This window comes from Actinoplanes sp. NPDC021490 (assembly GCF_055562135.1).
The window spans coordinates 395,832-422,015 of the sequence record NZ_JBVHFW010000005.1 but is presented as its reverse complement, the minus strand read 5'-3'; the positions used below and the strand labels follow the sequence as shown (position 1 = coordinate 422,015).

Below are 26,184 nucleotides of genomic sequence, written 5' to 3'. Positions count from 1 at the left end.
GACGAAGCCGACAACCGATGAGGGCCTTGGGACGCCGAGCAGGAGGTATTGAAGCGTGGAAGACCTTGGTGAGATCGTTGGCGAATTCCTCATGGAAAGCCATGAGAACCTCGACCAGATCGACCGTGACCTGGTCGAGCTGGAGCAGGACCCCAACTCCCGGGACCTGATCTCCCGCATTTTCCGGGCGATCCACACGATCAAGGGAACCAGCGGCTTCCTGGCGTTCAGCCGGCTGGAGAAACTGGCTCACGCGGGCGAGTCGCTGCTGTCCAAGCTGCGCGACGGCGTCATGCCGGTGACTCCGACGACGATCACCACGTTGCTCGCGACCATCGACGGTGTCCGCTCGATCCTCGCCGCGATCGAGGAGACGCAGGCCGAGGGCGATGTCGACATCGACAGCATCATCGCGCAGGTCAACGCGCAGATGAACGCCGAGCCCGCCGAGTCCGCCGAGCCCCCGGCGGCGGCCGAAGCGCCGGCCGCCGAGGCGGAGCAGCCCGAGCCGCTCGAGGAGACTCCGGCCCGTCCGGCCCCCGAGCCGGTGGAGAACCAGCGCAAGCCGATCGGCGAGATCCTGGTCGAGACCGGCGCCGCGCAGGCCTCGGACGTCGGTTCCGCGCTGGCCCAGCAGATCGAGGGCGACGAGCGCAAGCTCGGCACGATCCTGCTCGACGAGGGCAAGGCCCAGCCGGCCGCGGTCAGCGAGGCCCTGCAGGCTCAGACGCCCAAGCGCAGCATCGCCGACAGCGCCATCAGGGTCGACGTCGACCTGCTCGACACGCTGCTGAACATGGTCGGCGAGCTGGTCCTGGCCCGTAACCAGCTGGTCCGGGGCGTGATGGAGACCGGCGACGCCACCCTCGTCCGCAGCGCCCAGCGGCTCGGCATGATTACCAGCGAGCTGCAAGAGGGCATCATGAAGACCCGGATGCAGCCCATCGAGCACATCTGGTCGAAGCTGCCCCGAGTCGTCCGCGACCTGAGCAACGGCCTTGGCAAGCAGGTCCAGCTGGTCATGCAGGGCAAGGAGACCGAGCTCGACCGCAGCCTGCTCGAGGCGGTCAAGGACCCACTGACCCACCTCGTACGCAACGCGGTCGACCACGGCATCGAGAACCCGGAGCAGCGGACCGCGGCCGGCAAGGGCCCCGAAGGCACGCTGACGCTGCGCGCCTATCACGAGGGCGGGCACGTGGCGGTCGAGGTCGCCGACGACGGCGCCGGCCTGAACGTGGAGCGGATCGCGCAGAAGGCGGTCGAGAACGGCCTGCTGCGCGCCGACCAGATCCCGAACATGGACCGCCGCGACATCATGGCGATGGTCTTCCAGCCCGGCTTCTCGACCGCGGCCAAGGTGACCAACGTGTCCGGCCGCGGTGTCGGCATGGACGTCGTCAAGACCAACATCGAGAGCATCGGCGGCGCGGTCAGCGTCGACTCCACGCCCGGCGAGGGCACCGTCTGGCGGCTGACCATCCCGCTGACCCTGGCCATCATCCAGGCCCTCACCGTCGACTGCGGCGATCAGCGGTACGTCGTCCCGCAGGTCGCGGTGCTGGAACTGGTCTTCATCGACGGCCAGTCCACCAAGATCGAGTACGCCTCGGGTGCGCCGGTCTATCGGCTCCGGGGCAAACTTCTTCCCCTCGTACGCCTGGACAAGGCGCTCGGCCTCGGAATGAGCGGCGACCAGGGCGTCTACATCATGGTGCTGCAGGCCGACGGACGGCGCTTCGGCCTGGTCGTCGACCGGGTCCTCAACACCGAGGAAGTCGTCGTCAAGGCGCTGAACAGCCGGTTCAAGGACATCGGGCTGTACGCCGGGGCGACGATCCTGGGCGACGGCAAGGTCGGCCTGATCCTCGACGTCTCGTCACTGGCCCGGCGCAGCCACCTGGCCGCCGACGCCGAACGGAAGAACCTCGAGGCCTCCTCGCGAGCGGCCGCAGGCAGCGGCAGCGGCGAGCGACTGCTGGTCACCGCGGTCGGCGAGCGCCGGGTGGCGATCCCGCTCGACACGGTCACCCGGCTCGAGGAGTTCCCGCGCGACCGGATCGAGCACGCCGGTTCCCGCGAGGTCGTGCAGTACCGCGGTCAGATTTTGCCCCTGGTGCGGTTGTCGCATCTGCTCGGGGCGTACGGGGAGGAACCGGAGGGCGACACCGTCTCGGTGGTCGTCTACAGCGAGGGATCACGGAGCGTGGCACTGGTGGTCGACCGGATCGTGGACATCGCCGAGAACTCGACCACCGCCCGCCGCGACGCCGAGGAGGACGGCCTGGTCGGCACCGCGGTCATCCAGCAGCGCGTGACCGAGCTGCTGGACGTGCGGCGCGCGATCCTCGCGGCCGACCCGAACTTCTACACCGACCTGGAAAACGACGAGCTGCTGGTGGAGGCCTGAGATGGCGAGCCGTCAGTTCGCCACGTTCGAGGTGGCGGAACAGCTCTTCGGCGTCGAGGTGCACACGGTGCAGGAGGTGCTCTCGTACAACGAGTACACCCCGGTGCCGCTGGCGCCGCCGGCCATCGGCGGGTTGTTCAACCTGCGGGGCCAGGTGATCGCCGCGGTGGACCTGCGAGTCCAGCTCGGCCTGGTCCGCAAGGAGCTCGAGGGTCCGGTGATGAACGTGATCCTGCGCGGCGACGGCGAGCCCGTCAGCCTCGTGGTGGACCGGATCGGCGAGGTGGTCGATCTGGACGACGACACGTTCGAGCCGCCGCCGGACACGCTCAGCGGGCCCACCCGCGACCTGGTCGTGGGGACGTTCAAGCTGGACGGCCGGCTGATGCTCGCCCTCGACGTGAACGCGGCCGTCGACACGTACCGCGCCACGACCTGATGTACAGCCTCGTCAGCGCCCCGGTGCTCGGCTTCGACCTGACCCGCCTCACCGGCGGGTCGGCCACGGCCGAGGTCGTGCTGCGCGGATTGCGGCTGCAGGCCGACGACCTTCCGCTGCTGGCCGAGCGACTGCCCAATGAGGACGCGCGCGGCCCGCTCTGGGTCGAGGTGGAGAGCGCGGCGCGCCGGATGCCGTCGCTCAAGGGCATGAACAAGGACGACGCGGCCGGCAGCCTGGCCCTGGTCGAGCGGGCGCCGATCGGCACGGTCGACGCGCTGCTGACCTGCCTCCGGTACGACGTGATGGCCTGGACCTGGACCGGCACCGGCCGCGAGGCCCAGCAGTCCGAGGTGGCGGCCGCGGCCACCGCCCTGATCTGCGACGCCGCCGTGGCCAGCTACCTGCGCGAGGTGCTCGACGCCGACACCCGCCGCCGGCTCGGCGCGGGCTGGGTCGCGGCCATGCGCAAGGTGCCGGTCGGTGCGCCGATCGACCTGGGCCCGCACCACTACACGGTCTCGGCCCTGCTCGACCGGCTGCGCTCGCTGCGGTCGAGCGATCTGAGCCGGCTGATCAGCTCGGCCGAGGACGCCCGCCGCAACGCCGGTGGCTGGTCCCCGGCCGTGCATTCGGCGTCCTGGGCGGCCTATCTCTCGGATCGGGTCCGCACGGCCGCCGCGGCGCAGATGCTGTTGGTACAGGCCGTCGACACGGCTGCCATTCCGCTGGCCGATCGGGCCGGCGGGGTGTGGAACATGCTCAGCGGCGCCGTACAGGCGCTGGTGGTGCGCGACCTGCTGGATACGTCGACCGCTCATCGGCTGCTCGCGCCGGTGGTGGCGGCCCTCGGCCCCGCGTGGCTGGCCTGAGGTGGCTGGGGTGAAGGAGGTGACCAGATGATTTCGGTCCTCGTCGTCGACGACTCGGTGGTCGTCCGCCGCTTGATCGTCGATGCCCTCGGCGGAGCCGAGAACATCGAGGTTGTCGGCACGGCATCCAACGGTCTGCTGGCCCAGGCCAAGATCGATCAGCTCAAGCCTGATGTGATCACGATGGACATCGAGATGCCGCAGATGGACGGCATCACGGCGGTCCGCGAGCTGCGCAAGCGGCACAAGCAGATCCCCGTGATCATGTTCAGCACGCTGTCGGCCTCGGGTGCGACGGCCACTCTGGAGGCGCTCTCGGCCGGCGCCACCGACTACGTGACCAAGCCGAGCAACGTGGGCTCGATCAACGAGTCGATCAAGGCGGTCCGCGACGAGCTCGTCCCCAAGATCCACGCGCTGGCCGGCCGTCGCCGGCCCGGCGCCCCGGCGGGACCACCGTCGCGTCCCGGCGCCCCGGCCGCCCCGGCCCGTCCGGTGGCCGGACGCCCGGGCGGCGTCCCGTCGCGCGCCGGTGCGCCACCGGCCGGACACGGACGCCCCGGCGCCCCGCCCGCCGGCGCCGGGCCGGCCGCTCCTCGCCGGGGCACGCCCGGTGGCCGCATCGACATCCTGGCGATCGGCTCGTCGACCGGCGGCCCGGACGCGCTCACGAAGGTGCTGCAGGGCATTCCGGCCGACTTCCCGGTGCCCATCGTCGTCACGCAGCACATGCCCCCCGTCTTCACCAAGATGTTCGCCGAACGGCTCGACCGCAGCACGCCGCTGCGGGTGGTCGAGGCCGGGGACGGGATGGAGCTGACGCCCGGCTGGGCGTACATCGCTCCGGGGGATCAGCACCTGGTCTTTCACCGCCGGGGAACCGCCACGCTGACGCAGCTCAGCGGCGCGCCCCCGGAGAACTCCTGCCGCCCGGCCGTGGACGTCATGTTCCGCTCGGTCGCGGCCCTCTACGGCGCATCCGCTTATGCGACCGTGCTCACCGGAATGGGACATGACGGACGAGGTGGTGCGAAGGTGCTGAGAGATGCAGGCGCCGAGGTGCTGGCACAAGATGAGGCCACCTCGGTGGTGTGGGGGATGCCGGGCGCCGTGGTCGGCGCGGGGCTGGCGGACGAGATCCTGCCGCTCGACCGGATCGCCCCGCACCTGGTCAACCGGATCAAGACCGCCCGATCGGCGGCGGTGGCCCGATGACACTCTCGCAAGCCGAGTTCAACTTCGTCTCCCAGCTCGTGCGGCGCGAGGCGTCCATCGTGCTCGCGCCGGGCAAGGAGTATCTGGTCGAGGCCAGGCTCATCCCGGTCGCCCGCACGGTCGGGGCGGCGAGCGTCAACGAGTTCCTGGCCGACCTGCAACGCCGGCCCGACCCGACCAAGCAGCGCAAGATCATCGACGCGCTGACCACCAACGAGACGTCGTGGTTCCGTGACCGTGAACCGTTCGCGGCCCTCACCGACGTCGTGCTGCCCGAGCTGGTCAAGTCGCGGTCCGCGACCCGCAAGGTCCGGATCTGGTCGGCCGCCAGCTCCAGCGGCCAGGAGGCGTACAGCCTGGCCATCACCCTGCAGGAGAACCTCCCGCCGGGCTGGAACTACGAGATCATGGGCACCGACATCTCGACCGAGATGGTCAAGCGGGCCGAGACCGCCGAGTACAGCCAGGTCGAGGTGAACCGCGGACTGCCCGCCTCGCAGCTGGTGCAGTACTTCGAGCGGGCCGGCGCGCATTGGCGGATCACCTCGGCCTTGCGTCGCAACGTGTCCTTCCGGCTGATGAACCTCACCGCACCGCTGCCCGCCATGCAGCCGTTCGACGTCATCTTCCTGCGCAACGTCCTGATCTATTTCGACGTCGCGACCAAGCGCACCGTGCTGCAGAACGTGGCCAAGCTGCTCCGTCCGGACGGCTGGCTGTTCCTGGGTGCGGCCGAGACCACGATCGGGATCGACGACAACTACGAGCGTGTGGCCGCCGGCCGCACCTCCGCCTACCGAGTCCGTAGCGGGGCGTCCCTGGGCGCCGCGAGAAGGGGATGACGCCCATGCGCGCCATGGTGATCGACGATTCCCGCGCTATGCGCATGATCCTCAAGCGCATCGTCACCAAGCTCAATTTCGAGGCGGTGGAGGCGGGCGACGGCAAGGAGGCGCTCGACCTCCTGAACGCGATGACCGAGGTGCCGGAACTGGCCCTCATCGACTGGAACATGCCGAACATGAACGGGCTCGAGTTCGTCACCCACGCGCGGGCCGAACCGCGCCTGCGCGAGATGACGCTGGTCATGGTCACGACCGAGAGCGAACAGAGCCAGATCGTCCGGGCGCTCGCCGCGGGGGCCCACGAATACGTGATCAAACCCTTCACCGAAGGGGCCATGATCGAAAAACTGGCCCTGCTGGGCCTCGTCCCGACCGGAGCGAACTCATGAGCATCGAAGTCGAGGTCCACGAGAGCGACCTCGCCGAGATGGTGGAGCAGGTGTGGGAGTCGTATCTGGATCCGGAGGGCGTGAGCCCCCTGATCCCGACTTACGACGAGAACCAGCCGTCCGAGGTGCACTCCTCGGTCTCCATCACCGGTTCCTGGACCGGGTACGTCGTCTATGCCACCTCGACCAAGGCGGCCCGTCGTGCCGCCGGCGCGTTCCTGGCCATGGAGCCGGACGAGGTCGGCGACGAGGATCTGTCCGACGTGCTCGGCGAACTCGCCAACATCATCGGCGGGAACGTCAAGGCGATGCTGCCACCCGGCGCGCTGCTGTCGCTGCCGCAGGTGGTGCTCGCTCCCGAAGCGACGGCGCGCTTTCCCGGCACCCAGAGGATCAGCGGTGTCTACGGCATGTGGGAGGGCGAGCCGGTGTCGATTTCCATGTGGCAGAGCCGCGGTGACAACAAGGAGGGCGCGGAATGAAGATTCTCATCGCTGACGACAGCCGGGTGATGCGGCAGATCGTGGTCCGCACCCTGCGTCAGGCCGGGTTCGGCGATCACGACCTGATCGAGGCGGCCAACGGGCAAGAGGCGTTCGACATGGTCACGTCGGAGAGCCCGGATCTGGTGCTGTCCGACTGGAACATGCCGGAAATGACCGGCATCGAGGTTCTCCGGAAGCTTCGTGCCGCCGGAAACGACGTCAAGTTCGGTTTTGTGACGTCCGAGAGCACTCCTGAGATGAAGGAACAGGCGGATTCCGCCGGTGCTCTGTTTTTCATCGTGAAGCCGTTCTCGGCTGAGCGATTCGATGAGGTCTTCGCTCCTATTTTGGGATGATTACGACATGTCCGACGTAACGGTTCTTCCTGGCACCCTGGCCGTCCGCAACCTTTTCGAGGATCTGCTCGGCCGGGAGGTGACCGTCAGCCCCGGTGAGCCTCTCAGCGCAGATGAGATCCCCACCGCGACGGTCGCAATCTTCATCGACACTGCGCAGAACATCTACGCCGTCCTCGGGATGGAGCTCGCGCTGGCCGCCAACGCCGGCGCCGCGCTCGGTCTGCTGCCCGCCGGTGCGGCCGAGGACAGCATCGACGACAAGCAGCTCTACCCCAACCTCGCCGAGAACGTCGGCGAGCTCTGCAACGTGCTGACCAGCCTGCTCAACCGCGAGGGTGGCCCGCACATCAAGCTCCACCAGGTGGTCTATCCCGGCGAGCCGCTGCCCGGCGACGCCCGGGCCCACCTGATGGCGCTCGGCCGCCGGGTCGACCTGCTCGTCGACGTCAACCGGTACGGCAAGGGGAAGCTCAGCCTCTCACTGGCTCCCTGATCGCACGCGAACCGACGAAGGGCCTGCCATCCGGCGGGCCCTTCTTCGGTTGCCGGACGGGTTCAGTCCGGTGCTAAGCAAATTGCCGTCCCGGCCGAATCAGAGTTTGAGCGTGCTGAACGGACGGGAGCAACCCATGACCTCACCGACCTCTGGAATCTCCGGTGCCGCGGCTGCGGCCGGAGCCGGCGCGGCCAAGGAGAAGAGCAAGACCCTGGGCGACCGGGACACCTTCATGAAGCTCCTGGTGGCCCAGCTGAAGTACCAGGACCCCAGCAAGCCGGCCGATTCCACCCAGTTCCTGGCCCAGACCGCCCAGTTCACCCAGGTGGAAAAGCTGGAGGGCATCGCCGACATGCTCAAGGGCCAGCAGTTGATCACTGCCAGCTCCCTGGTCGGCAAGAACGTGGAGTACATGGACGCCGACGGCGTCCGGCACACCGGGGCCATCTCGGCCGCCAAGCTCAACGGTGACAGCGAACCGATGCTTCGGATCGGAAACACGGAAGTGCCGCTGTCGAAGGTCACGGAAGTTCAGGAGATTCAGCCTGGCGCGACCGACGCGACGCCCAAGGCGTAATCCTCAACCGCCGCAATCTCAAAGCGAAGGAACCACCCATGCTGCGTTCGCTCTATTCCGGCATCAGTGGCCTGCACGCGCATCAGCAGATGATGGACGTGACCGGTAACAACATCGCCAACGTCAACACCGTCGGTTACAAGGCGAGCTCCGTCCAGTTCCAGGACACGCTGAGCCAGATGACCGCCGCGGCCGGCGCCCCGCAGAACGGCCAGGCCGGCTCCAACCCGGGTCAGGTCGGCCTCGGTGTCCGCAACGCCGGTATCACCTCGAACTTCAGCCAGGGTTCGGCGCAGACCACCGGCAAGGCCGGCGACATGATGATCCAGGGTGACGGCTTCTTCATCACCCGCCGCGGCAACGAGGAGCTCTACAGCCGGGCCGGCTCGTTCTTCTTCGACGCCAACGGCACGCTGGCCACCGCGACCGGCGAGCCCGTGCAGGGCTGGACCGCCGACGAGAACGGCGTGGTCAACCCGGCCGCGAAGCCGGGCGACATCAAGATGCCGCTGGGCAAGAGCATCACGCCGGAGATGACCAGCACGGTGGAGATGAAGGGCAACCTGACCAACGACATGCCCGAGGGCATCACCGACGTCACCAAGGTCCCGGTCATCGAGATCCCGTTCAAGGCGTTCGACAAGTTCGGCAACCCGATGAGCCTGTCGGCCAAGTTCACCCGAGACACCGACCCGACCGCGGGCGATCCGCAGACGTACACCGTGACCCTGACGAAGTCGGGCCAGGACACGCCGGCCATCACGGCCAGCGCCAAGATGAGCTTCAACGACGGCAAGCCGACCACTACCGACCCGCTGACGTTCAGCGGTATCAACGCCACCGGCACCGGGATCGACCCCAACCTGTCCGAAGAGCTCAGCGTCGACGTCAAGGATCTGACCATGTTCCACGGTCTGACCGAGGCGCGGGTCTCCGACTCCAACGGCCATGCAGCCGGCACGCTGGCCTCGCTGTCGTACACCGTGTCGGACACCGGGGAGATCGTCGGCGCGTTCAGCAACGGCCAGAAGAAGGTGCTGGGCCAGGTCGCCCTGGCCACCTTCAAGAACGTCAACGGTCTGGAGAAGACCGGAGACTCCCAGTGGCGTTCCACCGTCAACTCCGGTCTGGCCCAGGTCGGCACGCCCACCAGTTCCGGCCTCGGCCAGGTGATCAGCGGCGCCCTCGAGATGTCGAACGTCGACCTGGCCCAGGAGTTCACCAACCTGGTCATCGCCCAGCGCGGCTTCCAGGCGAACTCCCGCATCATCACAACCTCCGACGAGCTGCTCCAGGAGCTCGTCAGCATGAAGCGGTAATCGGCATCAAAGAAAGAGTTCGGCCGCCGGCCGGGGCAGGCGCATCCGCGTCTGCCCCGGCCGTCGTCGTTCGAGCCGGAGGCTGCACCCGTACGGCCACCGGTTGGATCTCATCGGCAACCGGGATCAGGCCGAAACACATATCGAAGGGCCACGGACGGCCCACCAGCCAGGAACACATGACCACCAAGGATGGACGTAAGTGATCCTCGTTACCCGCATCAACGGTGCCGTGTTTGCCCTGAATCCCGACCTCATCGAGCGCGCGGAGTGCACGCCCGACACGGTCATCACGCTGGTGGACGGCACGAAGTACGTCATCGCCGAGTCCGTGCCCGAGTTCATCGAGTCAGTGCGGCACTACCGCGCCTCGCTGATCGCCCAAGCGAGTCGCCTCGAGGCCGAGCCCACCAACACCCACTCCTCCGCCACGTCGTCCGACAGCGACGACGACGACGCTAAGGTGCTCCCGCTGCACCGGAATGGACGCTGATGGACATCTCAACCATCGTCGGTGTAGTCGCCGGCCTCATCATCATCTTCACTGTTCAGATTCTCGAGGGCGGTTCGCCGACCTCCATCATCCTGATCCCCTCGATGCTGCTGGTGTTCGGCGGCGCCTTCTCGGCCGGTATGGCGGGTGGTGTGCTGAAGGACGCGACCGGCGCCGGCAAGCAGCTCCAGAAGGCGTTCCTGGCCAAGGTCACGCCGCCGACCAAGCTGGTCGAGGAGGTCGTGAAGCTGGCCGAGCGGGCCCGCCGCGAGGGTCTGCTGGCCCTCGAGGACGCGGTCAAGACGGTTGAGCACCCGTTCCTCAAGCGCGGTCTGCAGCTGGCGATCGACGGCACCGACCCGGACGAGCTGCACGACATCCTGCACGCCGAGATCGCGGCCAAGAAGAAGGCCGACAAGGCCAGCTCCAAGCTCTTCGAGAACATGGGCGGCTACGCCCCCACGATCGGCATCATCGGCACGGTCATGGGTCTCGTGCACGTGCTCGAGAACCTCGACAAGCCCGACACGCTCGGTCACTCCATCGCCGCCGCGTTCGTCGCGACCCTGTGGGGCGTGCTCAGCGCCAACGTCATCTGGCTGCCCATCGCCGCCCGTCTGACCCGCCTCAGCGGCGTCGAGGCCGAGGAGATGGAGCTGGTCGTCGACGGTGTCCTCGCCATCCAGGCCGGCTCGAACCCGCGACTGGTGGCCCAGAAGCTCCGCAGCCTCCTCCCGCCGGACGAGGCCAAGAAGGCCGAGTCGGCCGCGAACACGAAGAAGGCGGCCTGACCCGATGAGCAGTGGCGGGGGTAAGCGTAAGCAGCGACACGAGGAGCACGAGGAGCACGTCAATCACGAGCGCTGGCTCGTGTCCTACGCCGACATGCTGACCCTGCTGTTCGTTCTGTTCGTGGTCCTCTACTCCATGAGCGACGTCAACATGAAGAAGTTCGCTCAGCTGGCTTCCGGTCTGTCGTCGGGCTTCGGCGCTCAGAGCGTCGCATTCCAGGGCCAGACCGGGCCGATGGACGGCTCCGGCAACAGCGCCGAGATCGTGGCCATCGACCCCGGCGCCAACCCGGGTGACGGCAAGGCCGGCGCGTCGAACCTGACCGCTCAGCAAAAGGAAGCGCTCAAGGCCGCGATGGCCGCCGAGGACCGCAAGAAGGCTTCGAAGAACGCGGAGGCCGCCACCAAGGAGGCGGAGAACCTCAAGAAGGTCGAGAACAAGATCGCTGACGCTCTGGCCGCACAGAAGCTGCTCGGCTCGGTGCAGTTCACCATCGACCGGCGTGGCCTCGTGGTCACGGTCCTGACCAACGAGGTGGTCTTCGCCGGCAACCGGGCCGACCTGCAGCCGGGCGGCAAGAAGATCCTGGACGCGATCGCCCCGACCCTGACCAAGTTGCCGAACAACATCGAGGTCGACGGCAACACCAACCAGCTCAAGGCCAAAACCACGTTCTACCCGAGCGGCTGGGAACTCAGCGCGGCCCGCGCCTCCACCACGGTGCGTTACCTGGTGGGCCACGGCCTGGCCAAGAACCGCATGACCGCGGTCGGCTTCTCCGACACCAAGCCGCTGATCGACCCGTCCGACCCCCGCTCGATCGTCATGAACCGCCGAGTCGACATCGTCGTGCTGACGACGCTCTCGGCCGAGCAGGCAGCGCTGCTGCCGGCCGCGGCCGGCGCCAACAACAAACTGCACCCGGGTCAAACCTCAGCTGCAGCCAAGGCGGCTCAACCGGCCGCCGGCACGACCGATAACAACAGCGAGTCCAACACCAACCCAACGCACGACTGAGAGGAGCTTTCGATGAGCAAGGACGAGACGACCACCACCACCGCCGCCGACGCCCCCAAGAAGTCCAAGAAGATGCTGATGATCATCGTGGTTGCCGCGGTCGTGCTGCTGGGCGGCGGCGGCGCCGGGGCGTTCTTCATGCTGAAGGGCGACAAGGCCGAGGCCGCGCCGGTCAAGGGTTCGGTCACCGCGATCGAGGAGCCGCTGACGATCAACCTGGCCGACGGTCACTACCTCAAGCTCGGCTTCTCGCTGCAGCAGACGGCGGACGCCGGCGCCGAGTCGGTCGACACCAGCGAGGCGCTCGAGCTGGCGATCGACGAGTACACCGGCAAGACGGTCGCCGAGCTCTCCACCGAGAAGGGCCGCGAGCACGCCAAGGAAGAGCTGCTCACGAAGATCGTGAAGGCGTACACCGAGGAAGACAAGAAGATGGTGATGGGGATCTACTTCACCTCGTTCGTCACCCAGTAACGAACAACTCAGATTAGCTCCGGCAGGCGGGTTCACTTCGGTGAACCCGCCCAACTGGCTTTAAGGGGATAAAAACGGTCCTCGCGCTCAGCCGACCTGGAAGCGAGCCGATGGGGACAACGTGACCAACGCCGCACGTTCCCTCGGCCGGATGTCCCGCCGTGGTCAGGGCGCAGGGCCGACCGCGTACGACTTCCGCAAGCCGATCAAGCTCTCCCGTGAACACGTCCGGACGCTGCAGATCGCCTTCGAGACCTACGCGCGCAGCTGCGGGACGCTGCTCACAACCCGTCTGCGGGCGGTCAGCAACGTCACGCTCGCCTCGATCGAGCAGCTGAACTACGACGAGTACGTCGCGGCCCTGGGCAACCCCACCGTGATCGCCGTGGTGGCGCTCGACCCGCTGCCCGGCACGGCCCTGATGGAAATCTCGACCTCGGCGTCGATGACCGCAATTGATCACATGCTCGGTGGTCCCGGCGGTCCCCAGCCGGAGCGGCCGCTGACCGAGGTCGAGATGCCCCTGCTGCGCGGCCTGCTGGAGCGGATGCTGGGCGAGCTGCGCTACGGCTTCGAGACGCTGGTCGACATCCACCCGAAGCTCAAGGACATCGAGTACAACGCGCAGTTCCTCCGGGCCCATCAACCCGGTGACGCGTGCGTGATCGCCTCGTTCGACGTGAAGATCGGCGCCGAGGAGACGATGCACACCTTCTGCCTGCCGTTCAACACGATCCTGCCGGTGCTCTCGCGCACCGAGACGGTGGTGCTCAGCGAGGCCGAGCGGGCCGCCAAGGACATGGCGCTGCGCAACCTGACGGCCGGCCTCTCCTCCGCTCCACTCGATGTTGCGGTCCGATTCCAGCCCATCCGGATGCGTACCGATGACATCGTGGACCTACGGCCCGGAGATGTGGTCCCGCTCGGTCATCCGACCAGCCAGCCGCTCGAGGTGACCGTCAACGAGACCGTTTTCGCCCATGCAGTTCCCGGTAACCAGGGTGCCCGGCTCGCCTGCCTCGTCGTGCCCGCGCCCAAGGAATCGCCCAAGGAGTCTGGTCGCCCATGACCGCGCCCACCATCACCGCGCCGCAGCTGGCGCTCGCCCGGAACGCGGCCGACGCCGCGCTGGCCGTCCTTCCCACCAGCCGGCCCCTGGCCGTCGCCGAACCGATCGCCGCGACCGCGGACGTCCTCGTCGAGGGACAGGCGGTCACCGCCCGGTTCAGCGGGGCGGCCTCCGGCGAGGTCGTCGTGGTGGTCGGGCAGGACCTGGCGGACGCGCTCAAGGAGAGCCCGCTCGGCGAACTCGACCTGACCGCCGCGGTGCGGCCGGCACTCGAGGCCGCCGCGCGCGTCTTCGGGCCGGTCGTGCTCGACCCCGGCGTCGTGATGGAGCCGCAGGTGGCGCTGAGCGCGATCGCCGCCAAGGACGACGCCGTCGCGGTGCCGCTGGTCGAGGGCGGTGACATCCGGGCCGTGCTCGCCCTCTCGCTGAGCCCCTGGCCGTCCGACCTCCCGGGAGCGGGCGGCAACGTCGCGCGGCGCGAGTCGGCCGGGCCCGCGGTGCAGTTGCGGGGCGGCCTCGACATGCTGCACGACGTCGAGATGGAGGTCTCGGCCGAGCTGGGCCGCACCCGGATGAGCGTACGGGAGCTGCTGTCCCTGACGCCCGGAGCGATCGTCGAGCTCGACCGGGCCGCCGGCAGCCCGGCCGACCTGCTGGTCAACGGCCGGCTGATCGCGCGCGGCGAGGTCGTCGTGGTCGACGAGAACTTCGGCATCCGGGTCACCGAGATCATCGCTCCCGGCACCGAGCGGGAGTAACGGCCTTGTTCGAGCTCGTCCTGCGGATCGGCTTCTCGCTCTTCCTCATCCTCGGGATGATGTGGGGCCTGGCCCGGCTTGTCCGCCGCCCCCTGCTCGGGCGCGGGCACGGGTCGCTGGTGGTGCTCAACCGTCAGCAGCTTTCCCGGGGCGCCGCGGTGGCCGTGGTCAAGGTGGCCGACCGCGCGATCATCCTGGGCGTCACCGATCAGCAGGTGAGCCTGCTGGGCGAGGCCGAGGTCGAAATCTTCGAGCACCACCACGCCGAGCACCGCGACCACCTCGAGGTGGACGCCGAGCTCGCCGCGGAACTGGCCAACGGCCCTCAGGATCTGCCCGGGCGGCATCCGGCGGCGCCCCGGCACAGTCGCATCGAGGGGTCGATCCTCTCGCCGCGCACCTGGAAGTCGGCGATGGAGTTCCTCCGGGATCGGACCAGCCACCGATGATCAAACGCGCGTTGTTCTTTCTGCTGGTGAGCCTGGGATTCGCGCTCGTCCTGCTGCCGGGACCGGCCAATGCCGAGCCGTCCCGTACGCCGGCCGCACCGCAACGCGCCCCCGCGACCGTGACGGTCGCGCTGCCCGAACGGGCCCCCGCGCCGCCCACACCGCCGGCTCGTCCCGGCCGCCCCAACATCAACGTCAACATCAACGGCACCAACCCGGACGGCAGCCGCCCGGCCACGTCGCTGATCATCATGCTGGGCCTGACCGTGCTCTCGGTCGCCCCCGCGTTGCTGTTGCTGTGCACCTGCTTCACGAAGATCTTCATGGTCCTGGGCATCACCCGCAACGCGCTCGGCCTGACCAGCATGCCGCCCAACCAGGTGCTGGCCGGGCTGGCCGTGTTCATCAGCCTGTTCATCATGGGCCCGACCGTGTCGGCGATGAACGAGCAGGGCGTGCAGCCCTATCTCAAGGGCGACAAGACCCAGTCGCAGGCCTTCGAGGACGGCGTGAAGCCGCTGCGCGACTTCATGTGGCAGACCACCCGCGAGGACGAGGTGGCGCTGATGATCCGGCTCGCCGGTGACGAGCGGCCCCGCAACCGCGAGGACGTCGAGCTGACCACGCTGGTGCCGGCCTTCGTCCTCTCCGAGCTGCGGGCCGCGTTCATCATCGGCTTCGTCATCTTCATCCCGTTTTTGCTGATCGACATGGTGGTCTCGGCGTCCCTGATGTCGCTGGGCATGATGATGCTGCCACCGGTGACCGTTGCCCTGCCCTTCAAGCTCTTGTTGTTCGTGCTGGTCAACGGATGGGGGTTGATCCTCACGGCGCTGGTGGCGTCGTACCGATGAACTTCAGCGTCCCGACCGCCGAGCTGCTGGCCCTCATGCTCGGCGCGGCCCGCACCGGAGCCTGGATGATGGTGTGCCCGCCGTTCAACTCGCGGCTGATCCCGGGCACGGTCAAGGCGCTGCTCTCGGTCGGCCTGACCCTGCCGATGGCGCCGTACCTGCGGGGCACGCTGCCGTCGCTGCAGACCTCGGACATCATCTTCAGCGTCCTGATCCAGGTCTTCGTGGGCGCCGGGCTGGGCTTCGTCACCGCGCTGCTGTTCGCTGCCCTGCAGGCCGCCGGTGACCTGATCGACCTGTTCGGCGGTTTCACGCTGGCCATGGGCTACGACCCGCTGTCGCAGAACCAGAGCTCGATCTTCGGCCGGTTCTACAACCTGGTCGCGATCACGTTGCTGTTCGCCACCGACGGCCACCAGATGGTGCTGCGTGGCTACCTGCAGACGTTCCAGACCGTACCGCTGAACTGGACCTTCTCGACGAACACGTTCAGCGAGCTGCTGATCAGGGGGATCGGTGACCTGTTCATGGCGGCCGTCCAGATCGCGGGGCCGCTGATCGCCGTCCTGTTCCTCACCGACGTCGCGTTCGGTCTGCTCAACCGGGTCGCGCCGGCGCTCAACGCGTTCCAGCTGGGCTTCCCGGCCAAGATCTTCATGGTGCTGCTCATCTCCGGTATCGCCATCTCGGCGCTGCCCGGCGTGGTCGACTCGATCGTGGAGCGGGCGGTCAAGGCGGTGCTCCAGCTCAGCAGCGGTTAGGCCGGACCTTAGGGGGTGGCATGTCGGGCGAGAAGACAGAACAACCGACACCCCAGAAACTCAAGAAGGCCAAGCGCGAGGGCCAGATCGGCAAGAGCCAGGACATCGGCGCCTGGTTCGGGATGCTGGCCGCGAGCGTGATGCTGCCGCGCACCCTGGAAACGGCGATGAAGCACGCCGAGGAGCTGGTGGCGCAGATTCCCGACGTCATCGCCGACCCGCAGCCGGCCCAGGCGATGGCCCTGCTCAAAGAGGCGGGCATGAGCACGGTGTGGGCCGTGCTGCCGCTCTCGCTGACCATGATGGTGGTGGGCATCGCCGCGGCCGGGGCTCAGGGCGGCATCCGCGTCGCGACCAAGCTGTTCATCCCCAAGTTCAACCGCCTGAACCCGTGGCCCGGCCTCAAGCGCATGCTCGGCCCGCAGGCCCTCTGGGAGGGCACCAAGGCCCTGGTCAAGACCGGCGTGCTGGGCGGCGTGCTCTATGCCACCACCAAGGACGTCTTCCCGGCGCTGATGAGCGCCGGGCAGCTGCCCCTGGCCGCCCTGTTCGGCACGGTCGTGGACGCCGCCCTCAACCTGATCCGGGCCGCGTCGGTGGCCGGCATCGCGATGGCCGCGGCCGACTACTTCGTCGTGCGCCGGCGCACCAACAAGCAGCTCCGCATGACCAAGGAAGAGGTCAAGCAGGAGTACAAGAACTCCGAGGGTGACCCGCTCATCAAGGCCCAGATCCGGGCCCGGCAGATGGCGATGGCCCGCAACCGGCAGATGGCCGACGTGCCGACCGCCGACGTGGTGATGGTCAACCCGACCCACGTCGCGGTGGCGCTGCGCTACGAGCCGCAGAAGGGCGCGCCCCGCGTGGTGGCCAAGGGCCAGGGCCCGCTGGCCACCAAGATCCGTGAGCTGGCGGCCGAGCACCGGGTCCCGATGGTCGAGGACAAGCCGCTGGCCCGGGCGCTCTACGGCGGCGTCGAGGTCGGCCACGAGATCCCGGCCGAGTTCTTCGGCGCGGTGGCCAAGGTGCTGGCGTTCGTCATGAGCCTGAAGACGAAGGGGTCGGCGGCAGGCCTGCACCGCAACCCACATTCTGAATCAGAAGCCGCATAACTGAAAAGTTAGGAGATTTCCTCACATCGGTACCTCGAACGGGGGAAGATCGCTTTGCGAGAGCAGCCCCTGCTCAGCGATGGCGACGGAACGCCGATCAGTAGTACGCCAGGACGGCGAACCCCGCGCAGGGATGGCTCCCACGTCCACTCCTGGAAGGTGCCGTGAAGAAACGCAACATCAGCCGGCTTGCCGTACCCGTCGGGGTCATCGGCATCATCCTCATGATGGTCGTGCCCATGCCGACCTTCCTGCTGGACACGCTGATCGCGCTCAACATCACGGCGGCCCTGCTGATCCTGCTGACCAGCATGTTCGTTCAGAAGCCGCTCGACTTCTCGGTGTTCCCGGCCCTGCTGCTGGTGGCCACCCTCTTCCGCCTCGCGCTCAACATCAGCGCGACCCGGCTGGTGCTGCGCGACGGTGACGCCGGCAAGGTGATCCACGCGTTCGGCAGCTTCGTCGTCGGTGGCAACCTGGTCATCGGCCTCGTGATCTTCCTGATCCTGGTGATCGTCCAGATGGTCGTGGTCACCAAGGGCGCCGAGCGCGTGGCCGAGGTCGGCGCCCGGTTCACCCTCGACGCCATGCCCGGTAAGCAGATGGCGATCGACGCCGACCTGAACGCCGGCCTGATCGACGAGGACCAGGCCAAGCAGCGCCGGGCCGACGTGGCGGCCGAGGCCGAGTTCTACGGCGCCATGGACGGTGGCTCGAAGTTCGTCAAGGGCGACGCCATCGCCGCCGTCATCATCACGCTGATCAACCTGGTCGGCGGGTTCGCGATCGGCGTGGCCCAGCAGGGCATGGCGGCCGGCGACGCGATGAACCACTACAGCCTGCTGAGCATCGGCGACGGCCTGGTCTCGCAGATCCCCGCGCTGCTGCTGTCGGTCGCCACCGGTCTGATCGTGACCCGCTCGGCCACCTCGGGCGACATGGGCTCGACCGTCACCGCCCAGCTCAGCCAGAACAAGCTCGCGCTGCGCATCGCCGGTGGCGCCGCGCTCGCCCTCTGCGTCATCCCGGGCCTGCCCAAGGTGCCCTTCCTGCTGGTCGGGGCGGCCATCCTGGTCGCCGCCCAGCGGCTCAAGGACCCGGTGCCCGAGGACGAGGCCGCCCTGGCCGCGGCGGCGGCCGCGGACGCGGTCGAGATGCCGCCCGCGGACTCGCCCGAACAACTGCTCGGCGAAATGCGCGTCGACCCGCTCGAGCTCGCGCTGTCGCCGGACCTGGTCGACCTGGTCGACGCCAGCAGCGGCGACCTGCTCGACCGCGTACGGGCGCTGCGCCGCAAGATGGCCATGGAGCTGGGCGTGATCATGCCGCCGGTGCGCACGCGCGACGACCTCGACCTGCCGCTTTCCTCGTACGCCATCAGGATCTCCGGCGTCGACGCGGGAACCGGCGAGGCGCCGCCCGGCACGGTGCTGGCGATCGGCGACGGCCTGCAGGGGCTGCCCGGCAAGGCCGGGGTCGAACCGGTCTTCGGCCTGCCCGGCAAGTGGGTGCCGTCCGAGCTGCACTACCAGGCCGAGCTCTCCGGCGCGACGGTCGTCGACCGGGCCAGCGTGATCATCACGCACCTGGCCGAGGTGGTCCGCAGCAACGCCAGCCGCCTGCTCGGCCGCGAGGACGTGCGCGCGCTGACCGAGATGGTCAAGCGCACCCACCCGGTCGTGGTCGAGGAGCTCACCCCCGCGGTGCTGAGCCTCGGCCAGATCCAGAAAGTGCTTCAGGCGCTCCTCGACGAGGGTGTGCCCGTTCGCGACCTCGTACGCATCTTCGAGGCGCTCTCCCTTCGAGCGAAGGTCTCCGTCGACCAGGACAGCCTGGTCGAGGCGGCCCGCGCGGCGCTGGGTCCCGCTATCGCGGCCCAGTACACGACCGCCGGCCGACTCACGGTGATCACGCTCGATCCGATGCTCGAGCAGCAATTGCTCGAATCTCTGCGGCCCAGTGAGACGGGGGCCTTCATGGCGATCGACGGCATGCGTGCCGAGGCGATCGTCAGCGAGGCGGCCCGGCTCACCGAGACCGCGGAACAGCAGGGTCTGGCCCCGGTGCTGGCCTGCTCGCCACAGCTGCGGCTGCCACTGATGCGACTACTGCGCGCCGGATCGCGCCGAGTTCAGGTGCTGTCGTACGGCGAAATCTCTGGTTCCACAGCACAGATCGAGACGATTGGGGTGGTCAACGGTGCCTACGCGGGTGCTGCTTGAGGGACCGGCCATCGAGCCTCTTCTGGCTCAGGTGCGCGATGAGTACGGCTCCCGTGTCCGGATCATCTCCGCCGACAAGGTCCGCAGTGGCGGTGTCGGTGGCTTCTTCGCGAAACAGCATTACGAGCTGTCGGTCGAGGTGCCGGACCCGAACGAGGACAGGAATGACATGGCTCAGCGGACGAAGACGGCCGACACCGGCCAGCACAGCCTGGAACGGCTCCTCGAACGGGCCGAATCGCAGGACCGGATGGACGACACGGGACGGAGTGCGCCGCGCCCGTTCGGCACGGCCTCGCCGCGGTCGGTGACGCCGGCGTCGTTCGGCATGACCCGGCCCGGCGAGACCACGCCCCGGCCGGCGGCCGAGAACAACTTCGGGGCCGACGAGGGCCGCACCGCCGCACTCGGGGACACCGGGGCCGCGTTCGCCGAGCTGATGGCCGGTCTCAACGGCGGCGACCAGCTCACGTCGCGTCCGAAGCCACCGCGGGAGGAGACCCCGACCGTACGGCCGTTCCGCCCGGCCGCGGCCAGCGAGGCGCCGGTCAACGTGGCCCGTACGCCCGCCCCGCCCCCGGCCCCGATCGCGGCCCCGATCGCGGCGCCCACGCCGCCCGCGGTGGCGCCGCAGTCACCCGCCGCCCCGGCCGCTTTCATGCCGGAGCCGCCCGCGGCCGCCCCGGCCGTCGCGCCGACGTCGCCCGCGGCCGTCGCGCCGACCTCGCCCGCGCCCCGGCTCGCCGACCGGATCGGTGGCCTGGCCGCCAGCGAGATCGAGATCGACGAGGTGCCTCCGGCGCCCGAGCCGGTCGCCGCGCCGGCCCCGGCCGAGCCGTACGGGTTCAAGCAGGCCTCGCCCGTCTCGGCGGTCCCGGCCCCGGCGCCCGCGGCGGCCACCCCGGTCGCCGACAACGAGCCGGTCGTACGGAACCTGATGTCGGTCGGCATGCCGGAGAACATGGCCCGCCAGATCACCGGCAGCGACACGTACGCCGGGGTCCTGAGCGTGCTGGCCGCGCGGCCCAGCGCACCGGGAATCCCGGACGGGCCGGGCGAGATTCTGGTGCTCGCGGGTGACATCAACATGGGCGTCACCATCGGCCGCCAGTTGCTCGAGCAGATCGGCGTCCCGGAGAACCACCTCCTGCTGGCCGCCCAGTCGACGGCCGGCACGGGGCTGCACTCCTCCCGGCTGATCTCGACGCCCGAGGCGGCCGAGACCCGCACCGAGAAGCTGCACAGCGCCGAGGAGCCCTGGGTCGTCGTGCTCGAGGCGCCGGTCGGCGGCACCGACCCGATCTGGGTCAACGAGATGTGCGACGCGATCGGGGCCACCGCGGTCTGGGCGATCGTCGACGCCACCCGCAAGACCGCGGACAGCGGCCGCCACCTGCGGTCACTGGGCGAGGTCGAGTCGCTGGTGGTGCACGGCGTCGAGCTGACCGGTGACCCGGCCTCGGTGCTCGGGCTCGACCTGCCGATCTATTCGCTGGACGGCAAGCCGGCCACCCCGCACGCCTGGGCGGCCATGCTCTGCGCGCGGATCGCGTCGGATGTCATGCCGGTCGCCGCGGCGCCGCGGCGCGTCACCCGCTCGGTGCGGCAGTGATTCGTCCGTCGGTCCTGCTGTTCGCGCTCCTGATGAGCGCGCCGGCGCTGTACCGCTACGTGCTCGACGAGGTCGATCTCACCGAGGTTCTGATCCGGTTCGTGATCGCCGTGCCGATCGCTGCCCTGCTGCTCGCGGGGTTGCGGTTCGTCACCGCGGGATACGGCCGGCCGGAGGGGAAGCCGGAAGGCACCCCGGTGACACCGACCCCGCTCGACGCGGAGAAGCCGGCCTGACAGGTCCACACAAAGAGGGGGTGACCGCTTCGGCGGCCACCCCCTCTTTGCTGTGTCCGGTTCGCTACGCGGTGGTGTCCAGCCGGCTGGAACCCGGGGCGGCGGGCCGGATCGTCGGCACGTTCGTCTCGGCGGCCGCCGGGGCCGGACCGTCGTCGCGTCGGCCGCCACCGGGGAAACCGGCCGCGGCGAACTGCTGACGCGCCTGCTCCTGCTGGGCGTTGCCCTGCCGCAGGTCCAGCGACGTGTTGCGGAAGCCGGCGTCGTTCAGCTCGCGCCGCAGGTCGTCCATGGCGTTGCGCAGCGCCTCGTTGCCGGCGTCGGTGCCGCTGGTCAGCTGCACGTTGATCTCGCCGTTGCGGATCTCGGCGACCACCTGCACCGGGCCCAGGTCGACCGGGTGCAGGTGCACGGTCAGCCGGTGCACGCCGTCCGCGTCCAGCTTGAGCGGCACGATCCGCATGGCGAGCTGGGCGGCGGGCGGCTGGAACGGCTGGGCCGGAGCCTGCGGCGGCGGGGCCCCGGCGGCGGGCGCGGCCGGGGCGGTCGCCTGCGGGCCCGAGACCCCAGCCAGGCCGGCCTGGCCGAGCGCGCCCGGGGTGGCGGTGCCGTCCGGAGCCACGCCGGGCACGGCCGCGGGATCGACCGGGTTGGCGGTCACGATGCCGGCGGTGGCATCGGCTGCGGCCGGGTCGGCCGGCGCGACCGGCTGGGCCGGGGCGGGCTGGGCGGCGTCGGCCGGGGCCGGGGTGGGGCCGGTGGGAGTGGTGGCGGCGTCGGTCGCCGGGGTCGTCGGGGGCGGCGTCAGGCCGGCCGGACGCGGGCCGGCCATCGGGGTCCCGGTGGTGGCCGGTGCGGTGAGCGCGGTCGCGGCGTCGGCGGCGGCCAAGGGGCCGGCCGGGGTGGCGGTGCCGGTCGGGTCGGTGCCGGTGGCCGGGCGGCCGTCCCCGGGCTGAACGGCGCCGCTCTGGGCGATCTGCGCGGCCAGGGCCGGGGGCAGGGGCGTGCCGGGCCCGGTGGCGGTCGGTGGTGTACCGGCGGCGGCCGGGGTGCCGGGCACGTTTGTGGCGCCGGTGGGCGGGACCCCGGCGGGCCGCTGGGCGGGACCGCCGACGGACGGGACGCCGGCGGCTGCGGCCTCGGCCGGTGTGCCCGGCGCGGCGGGTGCGGGCCCGGCCTGGGTGACGGTGGGGTTCGCTCCGGCCCCGGCGGCGTTGGCACCGGCCCCGGCGGCGTTGGCACCGGCCATGGCGGCATTCGCACCGGCTACGGCGGCATTCGCACCGGCTACGGCGGCGTTCGTTCCGGCCACCGCAGCGCTCGCTCCGGCCACGGCCGCCTGAGCGGCGTTCCCCTGGGCGGCCGCGGCGGCCTGGGGATCGGTCGGCTTGGCTTCGGCGCCTTCGTCGGTCTTGGTCTCGGTGGCCTTGCCGTCGGATCCGGCGCGGTCGCGGCCCGAGGTCTCGGTGCGGTCCGTGCCGGTCCCCGCGGTGCCGGCCCGCTCGGCGTCGCCGGCCCGGTCGGGGTCTCGCCGTTCGCCCGGCCGGTCGGTGCGGCGGTCGGCGTCAGCCCGGTCGGTGCGGGGCCGGTCGGCGTCCGTGCGGGGCCGGTCGGCGTCGGCGCGGCCCGCGGCGGTGTCCCGGTCGGGCCCGCGCCGGCTGCCGGAGTCGGCGCGGCGCTGGTCGGCCCGGTTGACCGCGGCGGCCCGGTCGGCGGCCTCGCGCTGCAGGGCGCTGCGTCCCACGGCCACCCGGTCGGCGTCGGCCCGCCGGTCGGCGGCCCGATCCGCGGCCCGGTCCTCGCCGGCGCGCCGGCCCGCGGCGTCCCGGTTCTCGGGCCGGGAGTTGTCGTCCCGCTTCGGTTTGTCGAGTTCGGCCGAGAGCGCGGAGCCGAACTCCTCCGCGCCCTCGCCCCGCTTGTTGCCGGGGCGACGGGCGATGTCGGCGGCCGACGCGCGGTCGGCGCCACTGACGGAATTCGGCATCTTCATGCGGCTCTCCTCAGATCGAGCGGTCGGCCGGTCAGCCGCCGAGCGCGGCGAGGGCCTTCTGGACCTTCGGGACGTACGCCTGGGTCTCCGAGAACGGCGGAATGCCGCCGTATCGGTGCACCGCGCCACCGCCCGCGTTGTACGCGGCCAGGGCCAGCGGCAGCGACTTGAACTCGCGCAGATTGCGGGCCAGCAGCTTGGCGCCACCGTTGATGGCCTGGGCCGGGTCGAACGAGTCCTTGACGCCGAGGCCGCGCGCGGTCGACGGCATGAGCTGCATCAGACCCTGGGCGCCGGCCTTGCTGACCGCCTTCGGGTCATACCCGGACTCGACCTTGGCCACCGCCGCGAGCAGCTTGGGCGAGACGCCGTACCGGTTGCCGGCCTGCACGAACAGGTCGGCGTAGGGCACACCGGCCAGCGATCCGGTGCCCTGCAGGCTGGCCGGGCGGACGGCCGAGACGGCGTTCGGCGCGACCGTGGGAAAGTCCGGGACGACGCGGCGGATGTGCGTCGGCTTCTCGTACACACTCTGGATCTTGACCTGGTCGCCCGGCTTGGGGGCCGCGATCATCTTGTTGTCGCCGAGATAGATGGCGACGTGGTCGACGGGGGAGTCGAAGGCGAGAATGTCGCCCGGTTTGGCCTGGGCCAGGTTGGCCACCGGCTCGCCCGCCTTGGCCTGCTGGTGCGACAGCCGGGGCAGCTTGATGCCGAGGTCGCCGTACGCGCGCTGGACCAGCGCCGAGCAGTCCAGCCCCTTGTCGGGGTCGGTGCTGCCGAAGACGTACGGGGTGCCCAGGTACTTCTTGGCCGCATCGACCACGTTCTGGCCGGTGGCCTGGCTGTTCAGCCGCAGGCCGGCGCCGGCCTGGCCGGTGGCGCTGGCCAGGGCGGAGGCGAAGTTGGTGGTGCCGGCGGCGCCGGTGGTGCCGACCGTACCGGCGGCGCCCGGGGCCGGGTTGACCGGCGTGAGCCCGAGCTGCGTCTGGAGCTCCTGGATGCGGTTGAGCACCCCGGTGACACCGATCATTCAGCGCCCCCGCTGCGGGCGGCGTTGCGGACCTTGCTGGTCATCGCCAGCTCGTCCAGGTTGGCCTGGTCGCGGCGCAGGTCGTTGGCCCGCACCATCTCGGCGTGCCGCTCGGCCATCATCTCGACCGCGCGACGGCGCTTGGCCGCGTCGGCCAGCACGGCCATGCGCTCGCGCTCGAGCTCCTCGGCGTCCTCGACCATCCGATGGGCGCTCATCAGGGCGCCGGCCAGCGACTGCCGGGCGACGATCGAGGCCACGATCGCCCGGGCCGTGCCCTCGGTGGGCGCCTCGGCACCGACAAGATCGAGCTGCTTCCGGCGTACGAGCGCCTGGGCGTCACGGATCTGGGCGCGCGACTGGATCACCGCGCCCTTGGCCGCGTCCTCCTGAGCCTTGCGGGCGCGGAGCACGGGAGAGAGCCGGAAGAAACGGTTCACGATCTGCCTCCTAGCACGGCCGGGGAAGGGCCCTCACCTTGTCCGGTCGGCCCCGGACCCCAATCGCTGAGGTCCTGCACCCGAGCTGCAACTGTGTTTATGGCGTCGCTCCGCTCGCGTTTATGGCGTTGCTTGGGTCAGGCGGCGGCTATCAGGGCGCGTAGCTGGGCCCAGGCCTCGTCGGCGGTGACGCGCTCGTCCAGGCCCTGGCGCAGGAACGCGTTGATGTGCGGCCAGATCGCGGTCGCGCGGTCGGCGTCCGGGTTGGTGCCGGCCACGTACGCGCCGATCTCGACCAGCTCGCGGACCTCGCGGTGGGCGGCCATCAGGCGGCGCAGCTCGGTGGCGTCGGCGCGCTGTTCCTTGGTGGTGATCTTGTTGGCCACCCGGGAGATCGAGTCGAGCGCCTGGATGCTGGGGAAGTGCCCGGCGGTGGCCAGCTTGCGGTCGAGCACGATGTGGCCGTCGAGGATCGAACGGGCCGCGTCGGCGATCGGCTCGTTGTGGTCGTCGCCCTCGACCAGCACGGTGTACAGGCCGGTGATGCTGCCCCGCGCGCCCGGCCCGGCCCGCTCCAGCAGCGAGGCCAGCATCGCGAACACCGACGGCGGATATCCGCGGGTGGCCGGCGGCTCGCCCACCGACAGGCCCACCTCGCGCTGGGCCATGGCCGCCCGGGTCACGCTGTCCATCATCAGCAGCACGTCGGCGCCCTCGTCGCGGTAGTACTCGGCGATCCGGGTGGCCACCGCGCCGGCCCGCAGCCGCACCAGCGGTGGCGTGTCCGAGGTCGCGATCACCACCACCGACCGGGCCAGTCCCTCCTCGCCCAGGTCGTGCTCGATGAACTCGCGTACCTCGCGGCCGCGCTCACCGACCAGAGCCACGACGTTCAGCTCGGCCGACGTGCCCCGCGTGATCATGCTCATCAGCGTGGACTTGCCGACGCCGGAGCCCGCGAAGATGCCGATGCGCTGCCCCCGCCCGCACGGCACGAGCGTGTCCAGCACCCGTACGCCCAGAGGCATCGGCTTGTCGACCAGCTGCCGTTCCATGGCCGACGGAGGTGCCGCGTCGATGCTGACCATGTGCCCCTTGAGCGGCGGCCCGCCGTCCATGGGGCGTCCAAGCCCGTCCAGGATGCGGCCCTGCAGGTCGGGTCCGACGGCGACCCGCAGCGGACCGCCCGTGCTGGTCACCGGCGTGCCCGCGCCCAGACCGGCAATCGGGCCGAGCGGCAGGCAGGAGAGCTTTTCGCCGTCGATGGCGGCGACCTCGGCGAAGATCGCCTCCGGGCCCTCGCCCATCTGCACCAGGTCGCCGACCCGGGCGTCGACCCCGCTGACGGTCACGCGCAGGCCGACGGCCCCGGTCACCCGGCCCCGGGTGAGCGGGCGGGCCGCCTCGATCGCCGCCGACATGCGGTGGCGGAACACATCCGTCATCCTGCGACTCCTTTTCCGGCG

28 protein-coding genes are annotated in these 26,184 nt (G+C 69.9%); 24 read left to right on the top strand and 4 right to left on the bottom strand.

Annotated elements, in window-relative coordinates; genetic code table 11:
- Positions 1 to 55 precede the first annotated feature (55 nt).
- The 24 genes from ACZ3I4_RS16875 (at position 56) to ACZ3I4_RS16760 (ending at position 21,255) form a co-directional block, all read left to right on the top strand.
- On the top strand, positions 56 to 2,410 hold the full coding sequence (locus ACZ3I4_RS16875) for a chemotaxis protein CheA (RefSeq protein WP_465382832.1): 2,355 nt from the start codon (positions 56 to 58) through the stop codon (positions 2,408 to 2,410).
- Between the two features lies 1 nt (position 2,411).
- A complete protein-coding gene (locus ACZ3I4_RS16870; protein ID WP_465382831.1) occupies positions 2,412 to 2,849 on the top strand; it encodes a chemotaxis protein CheW in 438 nt (145 codons plus the stop codon).
- Positions 2,849 to 3,721, top strand: a complete 873-nt coding sequence (locus tag ACZ3I4_RS16865; RefSeq protein WP_465382830.1) for a hypothetical protein — start codon at positions 2,849 to 2,851, stop codon at positions 3,719 to 3,721. Before ACZ3I4_RS16870 ends, ACZ3I4_RS16865 begins: the two co-directional genes overlap by 1 nt.
- A 27-nt stretch (positions 3,722 to 3,748) precedes the next feature.
- Entirely contained in the window at positions 3,749 to 4,936 is a 1,188-nt protein-coding gene (locus ACZ3I4_RS16860) for a protein-glutamate methylesterase/protein-glutamine glutaminase (RefSeq protein WP_465382829.1), read from the top strand.
- Positions 4,933 to 5,778: a CheR family methyltransferase gene (locus ACZ3I4_RS16855; RefSeq protein ID WP_465382828.1), complete on the top strand. Its 846-nt coding sequence runs from the start codon at positions 4,933 to 4,935 to the stop codon at positions 5,776 to 5,778. Before ACZ3I4_RS16860 ends, ACZ3I4_RS16855 begins: the two co-directional genes overlap by 4 nt.
- 5 nt (positions 5,779 to 5,783) lie before the next feature.
- Positions 5,784 to 6,170, top strand: a complete 387-nt coding sequence (locus tag ACZ3I4_RS16850; RefSeq protein WP_465382827.1) for a response regulator — start codon at positions 5,784 to 5,786, stop codon at positions 6,168 to 6,170.
- On the top strand, positions 6,167 to 6,652 hold the full coding sequence (locus ACZ3I4_RS16845; protein ID WP_465382826.1) for a chemotaxis protein CheX: 486 nt from the start codon (positions 6,167 to 6,169) through the stop codon (positions 6,650 to 6,652). Before ACZ3I4_RS16850 ends, ACZ3I4_RS16845 begins: the two co-directional genes overlap by 4 nt.
- Positions 6,649 to 7,011, top strand: a complete 363-nt coding sequence (locus tag ACZ3I4_RS16840) for a response regulator (protein WP_465382825.1) — start codon at positions 6,649 to 6,651, stop codon at positions 7,009 to 7,011. The genes ACZ3I4_RS16845 and ACZ3I4_RS16840 overlap by 4 nt, the downstream gene beginning before the upstream one ends.
- Before the next feature lie 7 nt (positions 7,012 to 7,018).
- Positions 7,019 to 7,507 (top strand): hypothetical protein, encoded by a 489-nt coding sequence (locus tag ACZ3I4_RS16835; protein ID WP_465382824.1) that lies wholly within the window; start codon positions 7,019 to 7,021, stop codon positions 7,505 to 7,507.
- Between the two features lie 136 nt (positions 7,508 to 7,643).
- Complete coding sequence (locus tag ACZ3I4_RS16830) at positions 7,644 to 8,087, top strand: flagellar hook assembly protein FlgD (RefSeq protein WP_465382823.1); 444 nt, start codon at positions 7,644 to 7,646, stop codon at positions 8,085 to 8,087.
- 38 nt (positions 8,088 to 8,125) lie between these two features.
- Positions 8,126 to 9,406 carry a flagellar hook protein FlgE gene (locus ACZ3I4_RS16825; protein ID WP_465382822.1) on the top strand — a complete coding sequence of 427 codons (1,281 nt, stop codon included), beginning with the start codon at positions 8,126 to 8,128 and terminating at the stop codon, positions 9,404 to 9,406.
- 202 nt (positions 9,407 to 9,608) lie between these two features.
- Complete coding sequence (locus ACZ3I4_RS16820) at positions 9,609 to 9,899, top strand: flagellar FlbD family protein (protein ID WP_465382821.1); 291 nt, start codon at positions 9,609 to 9,611, stop codon at positions 9,897 to 9,899.
- Entirely contained in the window at positions 9,899 to 10,690 is a 792-nt protein-coding gene (locus ACZ3I4_RS16815; RefSeq protein ID WP_465382820.1) for a flagellar motor protein, read from the top strand. Before ACZ3I4_RS16820 ends, ACZ3I4_RS16815 begins: the two co-directional genes overlap by 1 nt.
- A 4-nt stretch (positions 10,691 to 10,694) precedes the next feature.
- Positions 10,695 to 11,708 carry a flagellar motor protein MotB gene (locus ACZ3I4_RS16810; RefSeq protein ID WP_465382819.1) on the top strand — a complete coding sequence of 338 codons (1,014 nt, stop codon included), beginning with the start codon at positions 10,695 to 10,697 and terminating at the stop codon, positions 11,706 to 11,708.
- Positions 11,709 to 11,720: 12 nt separating this feature from the next.
- Entirely contained in the window at positions 11,721 to 12,182 is a 462-nt protein-coding gene (locus ACZ3I4_RS16805; RefSeq protein ID WP_465382818.1) for a flagellar basal body-associated FliL family protein, read from the top strand.
- 121 nt (positions 12,183 to 12,303) lie between these two features.
- Positions 12,304 to 13,251: a flagellar motor switch protein FliM gene (locus tag ACZ3I4_RS16800; RefSeq protein ID WP_465382817.1), complete on the top strand. Its 948-nt coding sequence runs from the start codon at positions 12,304 to 12,306 to the stop codon at positions 13,249 to 13,251.
- Positions 13,248 to 14,009: a flagellar motor switch protein FliN gene (fliN, locus tag ACZ3I4_RS16795; protein WP_465382816.1), complete on the top strand. Its 762-nt coding sequence runs from the start codon at positions 13,248 to 13,250 to the stop codon at positions 14,007 to 14,009. Before ACZ3I4_RS16800 ends, fliN begins: the two co-directional genes overlap by 4 nt.
- Positions 14,010 to 14,014: 5 nt before the next feature.
- A complete protein-coding gene (locus ACZ3I4_RS16790) occupies positions 14,015 to 14,458 on the top strand; it encodes a flagellar biosynthetic protein FliO (RefSeq protein ID WP_465382815.1) in 444 nt (147 codons plus the stop codon).
- Positions 14,455 to 15,312 (top strand): flagellar type III secretion system pore protein FliP, encoded by an 858-nt coding sequence (gene fliP / locus ACZ3I4_RS16785; protein ID WP_465382814.1) that lies wholly within the window; start codon positions 14,455 to 14,457, stop codon positions 15,310 to 15,312. Before ACZ3I4_RS16790 ends, fliP begins: the two co-directional genes overlap by 4 nt.
- Complete coding sequence (gene fliR, locus ACZ3I4_RS16780) at positions 15,309 to 16,073, top strand: flagellar biosynthetic protein FliR (RefSeq protein WP_465382813.1); 765 nt, start codon at positions 15,309 to 15,311, stop codon at positions 16,071 to 16,073. Before fliP ends, fliR begins: the two co-directional genes overlap by 4 nt.
- A gap of 20 nt (positions 16,074 to 16,093) precedes the next feature.
- Entirely contained in the window at positions 16,094 to 17,185 is a 1,092-nt protein-coding gene (locus ACZ3I4_RS16775) for an EscU/YscU/HrcU family type III secretion system export apparatus switch protein (RefSeq protein WP_465382812.1), read from the top strand.
- 164 nt (positions 17,186 to 17,349) lie between these two features.
- Positions 17,350 to 19,407, top strand: a complete 2,058-nt coding sequence (gene flhA, locus ACZ3I4_RS16770; RefSeq protein WP_465382811.1) for a flagellar biosynthesis protein FlhA — start codon at positions 17,350 to 17,352, stop codon at positions 19,405 to 19,407.
- Complete coding sequence (locus tag ACZ3I4_RS16765; RefSeq protein ID WP_465382810.1) at positions 19,397 to 21,019, top strand: hypothetical protein; 1,623 nt, start codon at positions 19,397 to 19,399, stop codon at positions 21,017 to 21,019. Before flhA ends, ACZ3I4_RS16765 begins: the two co-directional genes overlap by 11 nt.
- Positions 21,016 to 21,255, top strand: a complete 240-nt coding sequence (locus ACZ3I4_RS16760; protein ID WP_465382809.1) for a hypothetical protein — start codon at positions 21,016 to 21,018, stop codon at positions 21,253 to 21,255. The genes ACZ3I4_RS16765 and ACZ3I4_RS16760 overlap by 4 nt, the downstream gene beginning before the upstream one ends.
- A gap of 64 nt (positions 21,256 to 21,319) precedes the next feature.
- Here ACZ3I4_RS16760 and fliK read toward each other — a convergent pair whose 3' ends face one another.
- The 4 genes from fliK to ACZ3I4_RS16740 all read right to left on the bottom strand — a co-directional run bounded on the left by fliK (position 21,320) and on the right by ACZ3I4_RS16740 (position 26,163).
- Positions 21,320 to 23,245, bottom strand: coding sequence for a flagellar hook-length control protein FliK (fliK, locus tag ACZ3I4_RS16755; protein ID WP_465382808.1), 1,926 nt, complete (start codon positions 23,243 to 23,245; stop codon positions 21,320 to 21,322).
- A 31-nt stretch (positions 23,246 to 23,276) separates the two neighbouring features.
- Positions 23,277 to 24,278: a transglycosylase SLT domain-containing protein gene (locus tag ACZ3I4_RS16750; RefSeq protein ID WP_465382807.1), complete on the bottom strand. Its 1,002-nt coding sequence runs from the start codon at positions 24,276 to 24,278 to the stop codon at positions 23,277 to 23,279.
- Positions 24,275 to 24,718 carry a flagellar export protein FliJ gene (locus ACZ3I4_RS16745; RefSeq protein ID WP_465382806.1) on the bottom strand — a complete coding sequence of 148 codons (444 nt, stop codon included), beginning with the start codon at positions 24,716 to 24,718 and terminating at the stop codon, positions 24,275 to 24,277. Before ACZ3I4_RS16745 ends, ACZ3I4_RS16750 begins: the two co-directional genes overlap by 4 nt.
- A gap of 137 nt (positions 24,719 to 24,855) precedes the next feature.
- On the bottom strand, positions 24,856 to 26,163 hold the full coding sequence (locus ACZ3I4_RS16740; RefSeq protein ID WP_465382805.1) for a FliI/YscN family ATPase: 1,308 nt from the start codon (positions 26,161 to 26,163) through the stop codon (positions 24,856 to 24,858).
- Positions 26,164 to 26,184: the final 21 nt, after the last annotated feature.

What these genes read in the sequence shown, in the direction of transcription:
- ACZ3I4_RS16870 (WP_465382831.1), top strand. Translation starts at nt 2,412, where the DNA reads ATGGCGAGCCGTCAGTTCGCCACGTTCGAGGTGGCGGAACAGCTCTTC.
- ACZ3I4_RS16850 (WP_465382827.1), top strand. Translation starts at nt 5,784, where the DNA reads ATGCGCGCCATGGTGATCGACGATTCCCGCGCTATGCGCATGATCCTC.
- ACZ3I4_RS16810 (WP_465382819.1), top strand. Translation starts at nt 10,695, where the DNA reads ATGAGCAGTGGCGGGGGTAAGCGTAAGCAGCGACACGAGGAGCACGAG.
- fliR (WP_465382813.1), top strand. Translation starts at nt 15,309, where the DNA reads ATGAACTTCAGCGTCCCGACCGCCGAGCTGCTGGCCCTCATGCTCGGC.
- ACZ3I4_RS16865 (WP_465382830.1), top strand. Translation starts at nt 2,849, where the DNA reads ATGTACAGCCTCGTCAGCGCCCCGGTGCTCGGCTTCGACCTGACCCGC.
- ACZ3I4_RS16775 (WP_465382812.1), top strand. Translation starts at nt 16,094, where the DNA reads ATGTCGGGCGAGAAGACAGAACAACCGACACCCCAGAAACTCAAGAAG.
- fliP (WP_465382814.1), top strand. Translation starts at nt 14,455, where the DNA reads ATGATCAAACGCGCGTTGTTCTTTCTGCTGGTGAGCCTGGGATTCGCG.
- ACZ3I4_RS16840 (WP_465382825.1), top strand. Translation starts at nt 6,649, where the DNA reads ATGAAGATTCTCATCGCTGACGACAGCCGGGTGATGCGGCAGATCGTG.
- ACZ3I4_RS16845 (WP_465382826.1), top strand. Translation starts at nt 6,167, where the DNA reads ATGAGCATCGAAGTCGAGGTCCACGAGAGCGACCTCGCCGAGATGGTG.
- ACZ3I4_RS16740 (WP_465382805.1), bottom strand. Translation starts at nt 26,163, where the DNA reads ATGACGGATGTGTTCCGCCACCGCATGTCGGCGGCGATCGAGGCGGCC.
- ACZ3I4_RS16805 (WP_465382818.1), top strand. Translation starts at nt 11,721, where the DNA reads ATGAGCAAGGACGAGACGACCACCACCACCGCCGCCGACGCCCCCAAG.
- ACZ3I4_RS16860 (WP_465382829.1), top strand. Translation starts at nt 3,749, where the DNA reads ATGATTTCGGTCCTCGTCGTCGACGACTCGGTGGTCGTCCGCCGCTTG.
- ACZ3I4_RS16830 (WP_465382823.1), top strand. Translation starts at nt 7,644, where the DNA reads ATGACCTCACCGACCTCTGGAATCTCCGGTGCCGCGGCTGCGGCCGGA.
- ACZ3I4_RS16815 (WP_465382820.1), top strand. Translation starts at nt 9,899, where the DNA reads ATGGACATCTCAACCATCGTCGGTGTAGTCGCCGGCCTCATCATCATC.
- ACZ3I4_RS16835 (WP_465382824.1), top strand. Translation starts at nt 7,019, where the DNA reads ATGTCCGACGTAACGGTTCTTCCTGGCACCCTGGCCGTCCGCAACCTT.
- ACZ3I4_RS16855 (WP_465382828.1), top strand. Translation starts at nt 4,933, where the DNA reads ATGACACTCTCGCAAGCCGAGTTCAACTTCGTCTCCCAGCTCGTGCGG.
- ACZ3I4_RS16825 (WP_465382822.1), top strand. Translation starts at nt 8,126, where the DNA reads ATGCTGCGTTCGCTCTATTCCGGCATCAGTGGCCTGCACGCGCATCAG.
- fliK (WP_465382808.1), bottom strand. Translation starts at nt 23,245, where the DNA reads ATGAAGATGCCGAATTCCGTCAGTGGCGCCGACCGCGCGTCGGCCGCC.
- fliN (WP_465382816.1), top strand. Translation starts at nt 13,248, where the DNA reads ATGACCGCGCCCACCATCACCGCGCCGCAGCTGGCGCTCGCCCGGAAC.
- ACZ3I4_RS16750 (WP_465382807.1), bottom strand. Translation starts at nt 24,278, where the DNA reads ATGATCGGTGTCACCGGGGTGCTCAACCGCATCCAGGAGCTCCAGACG.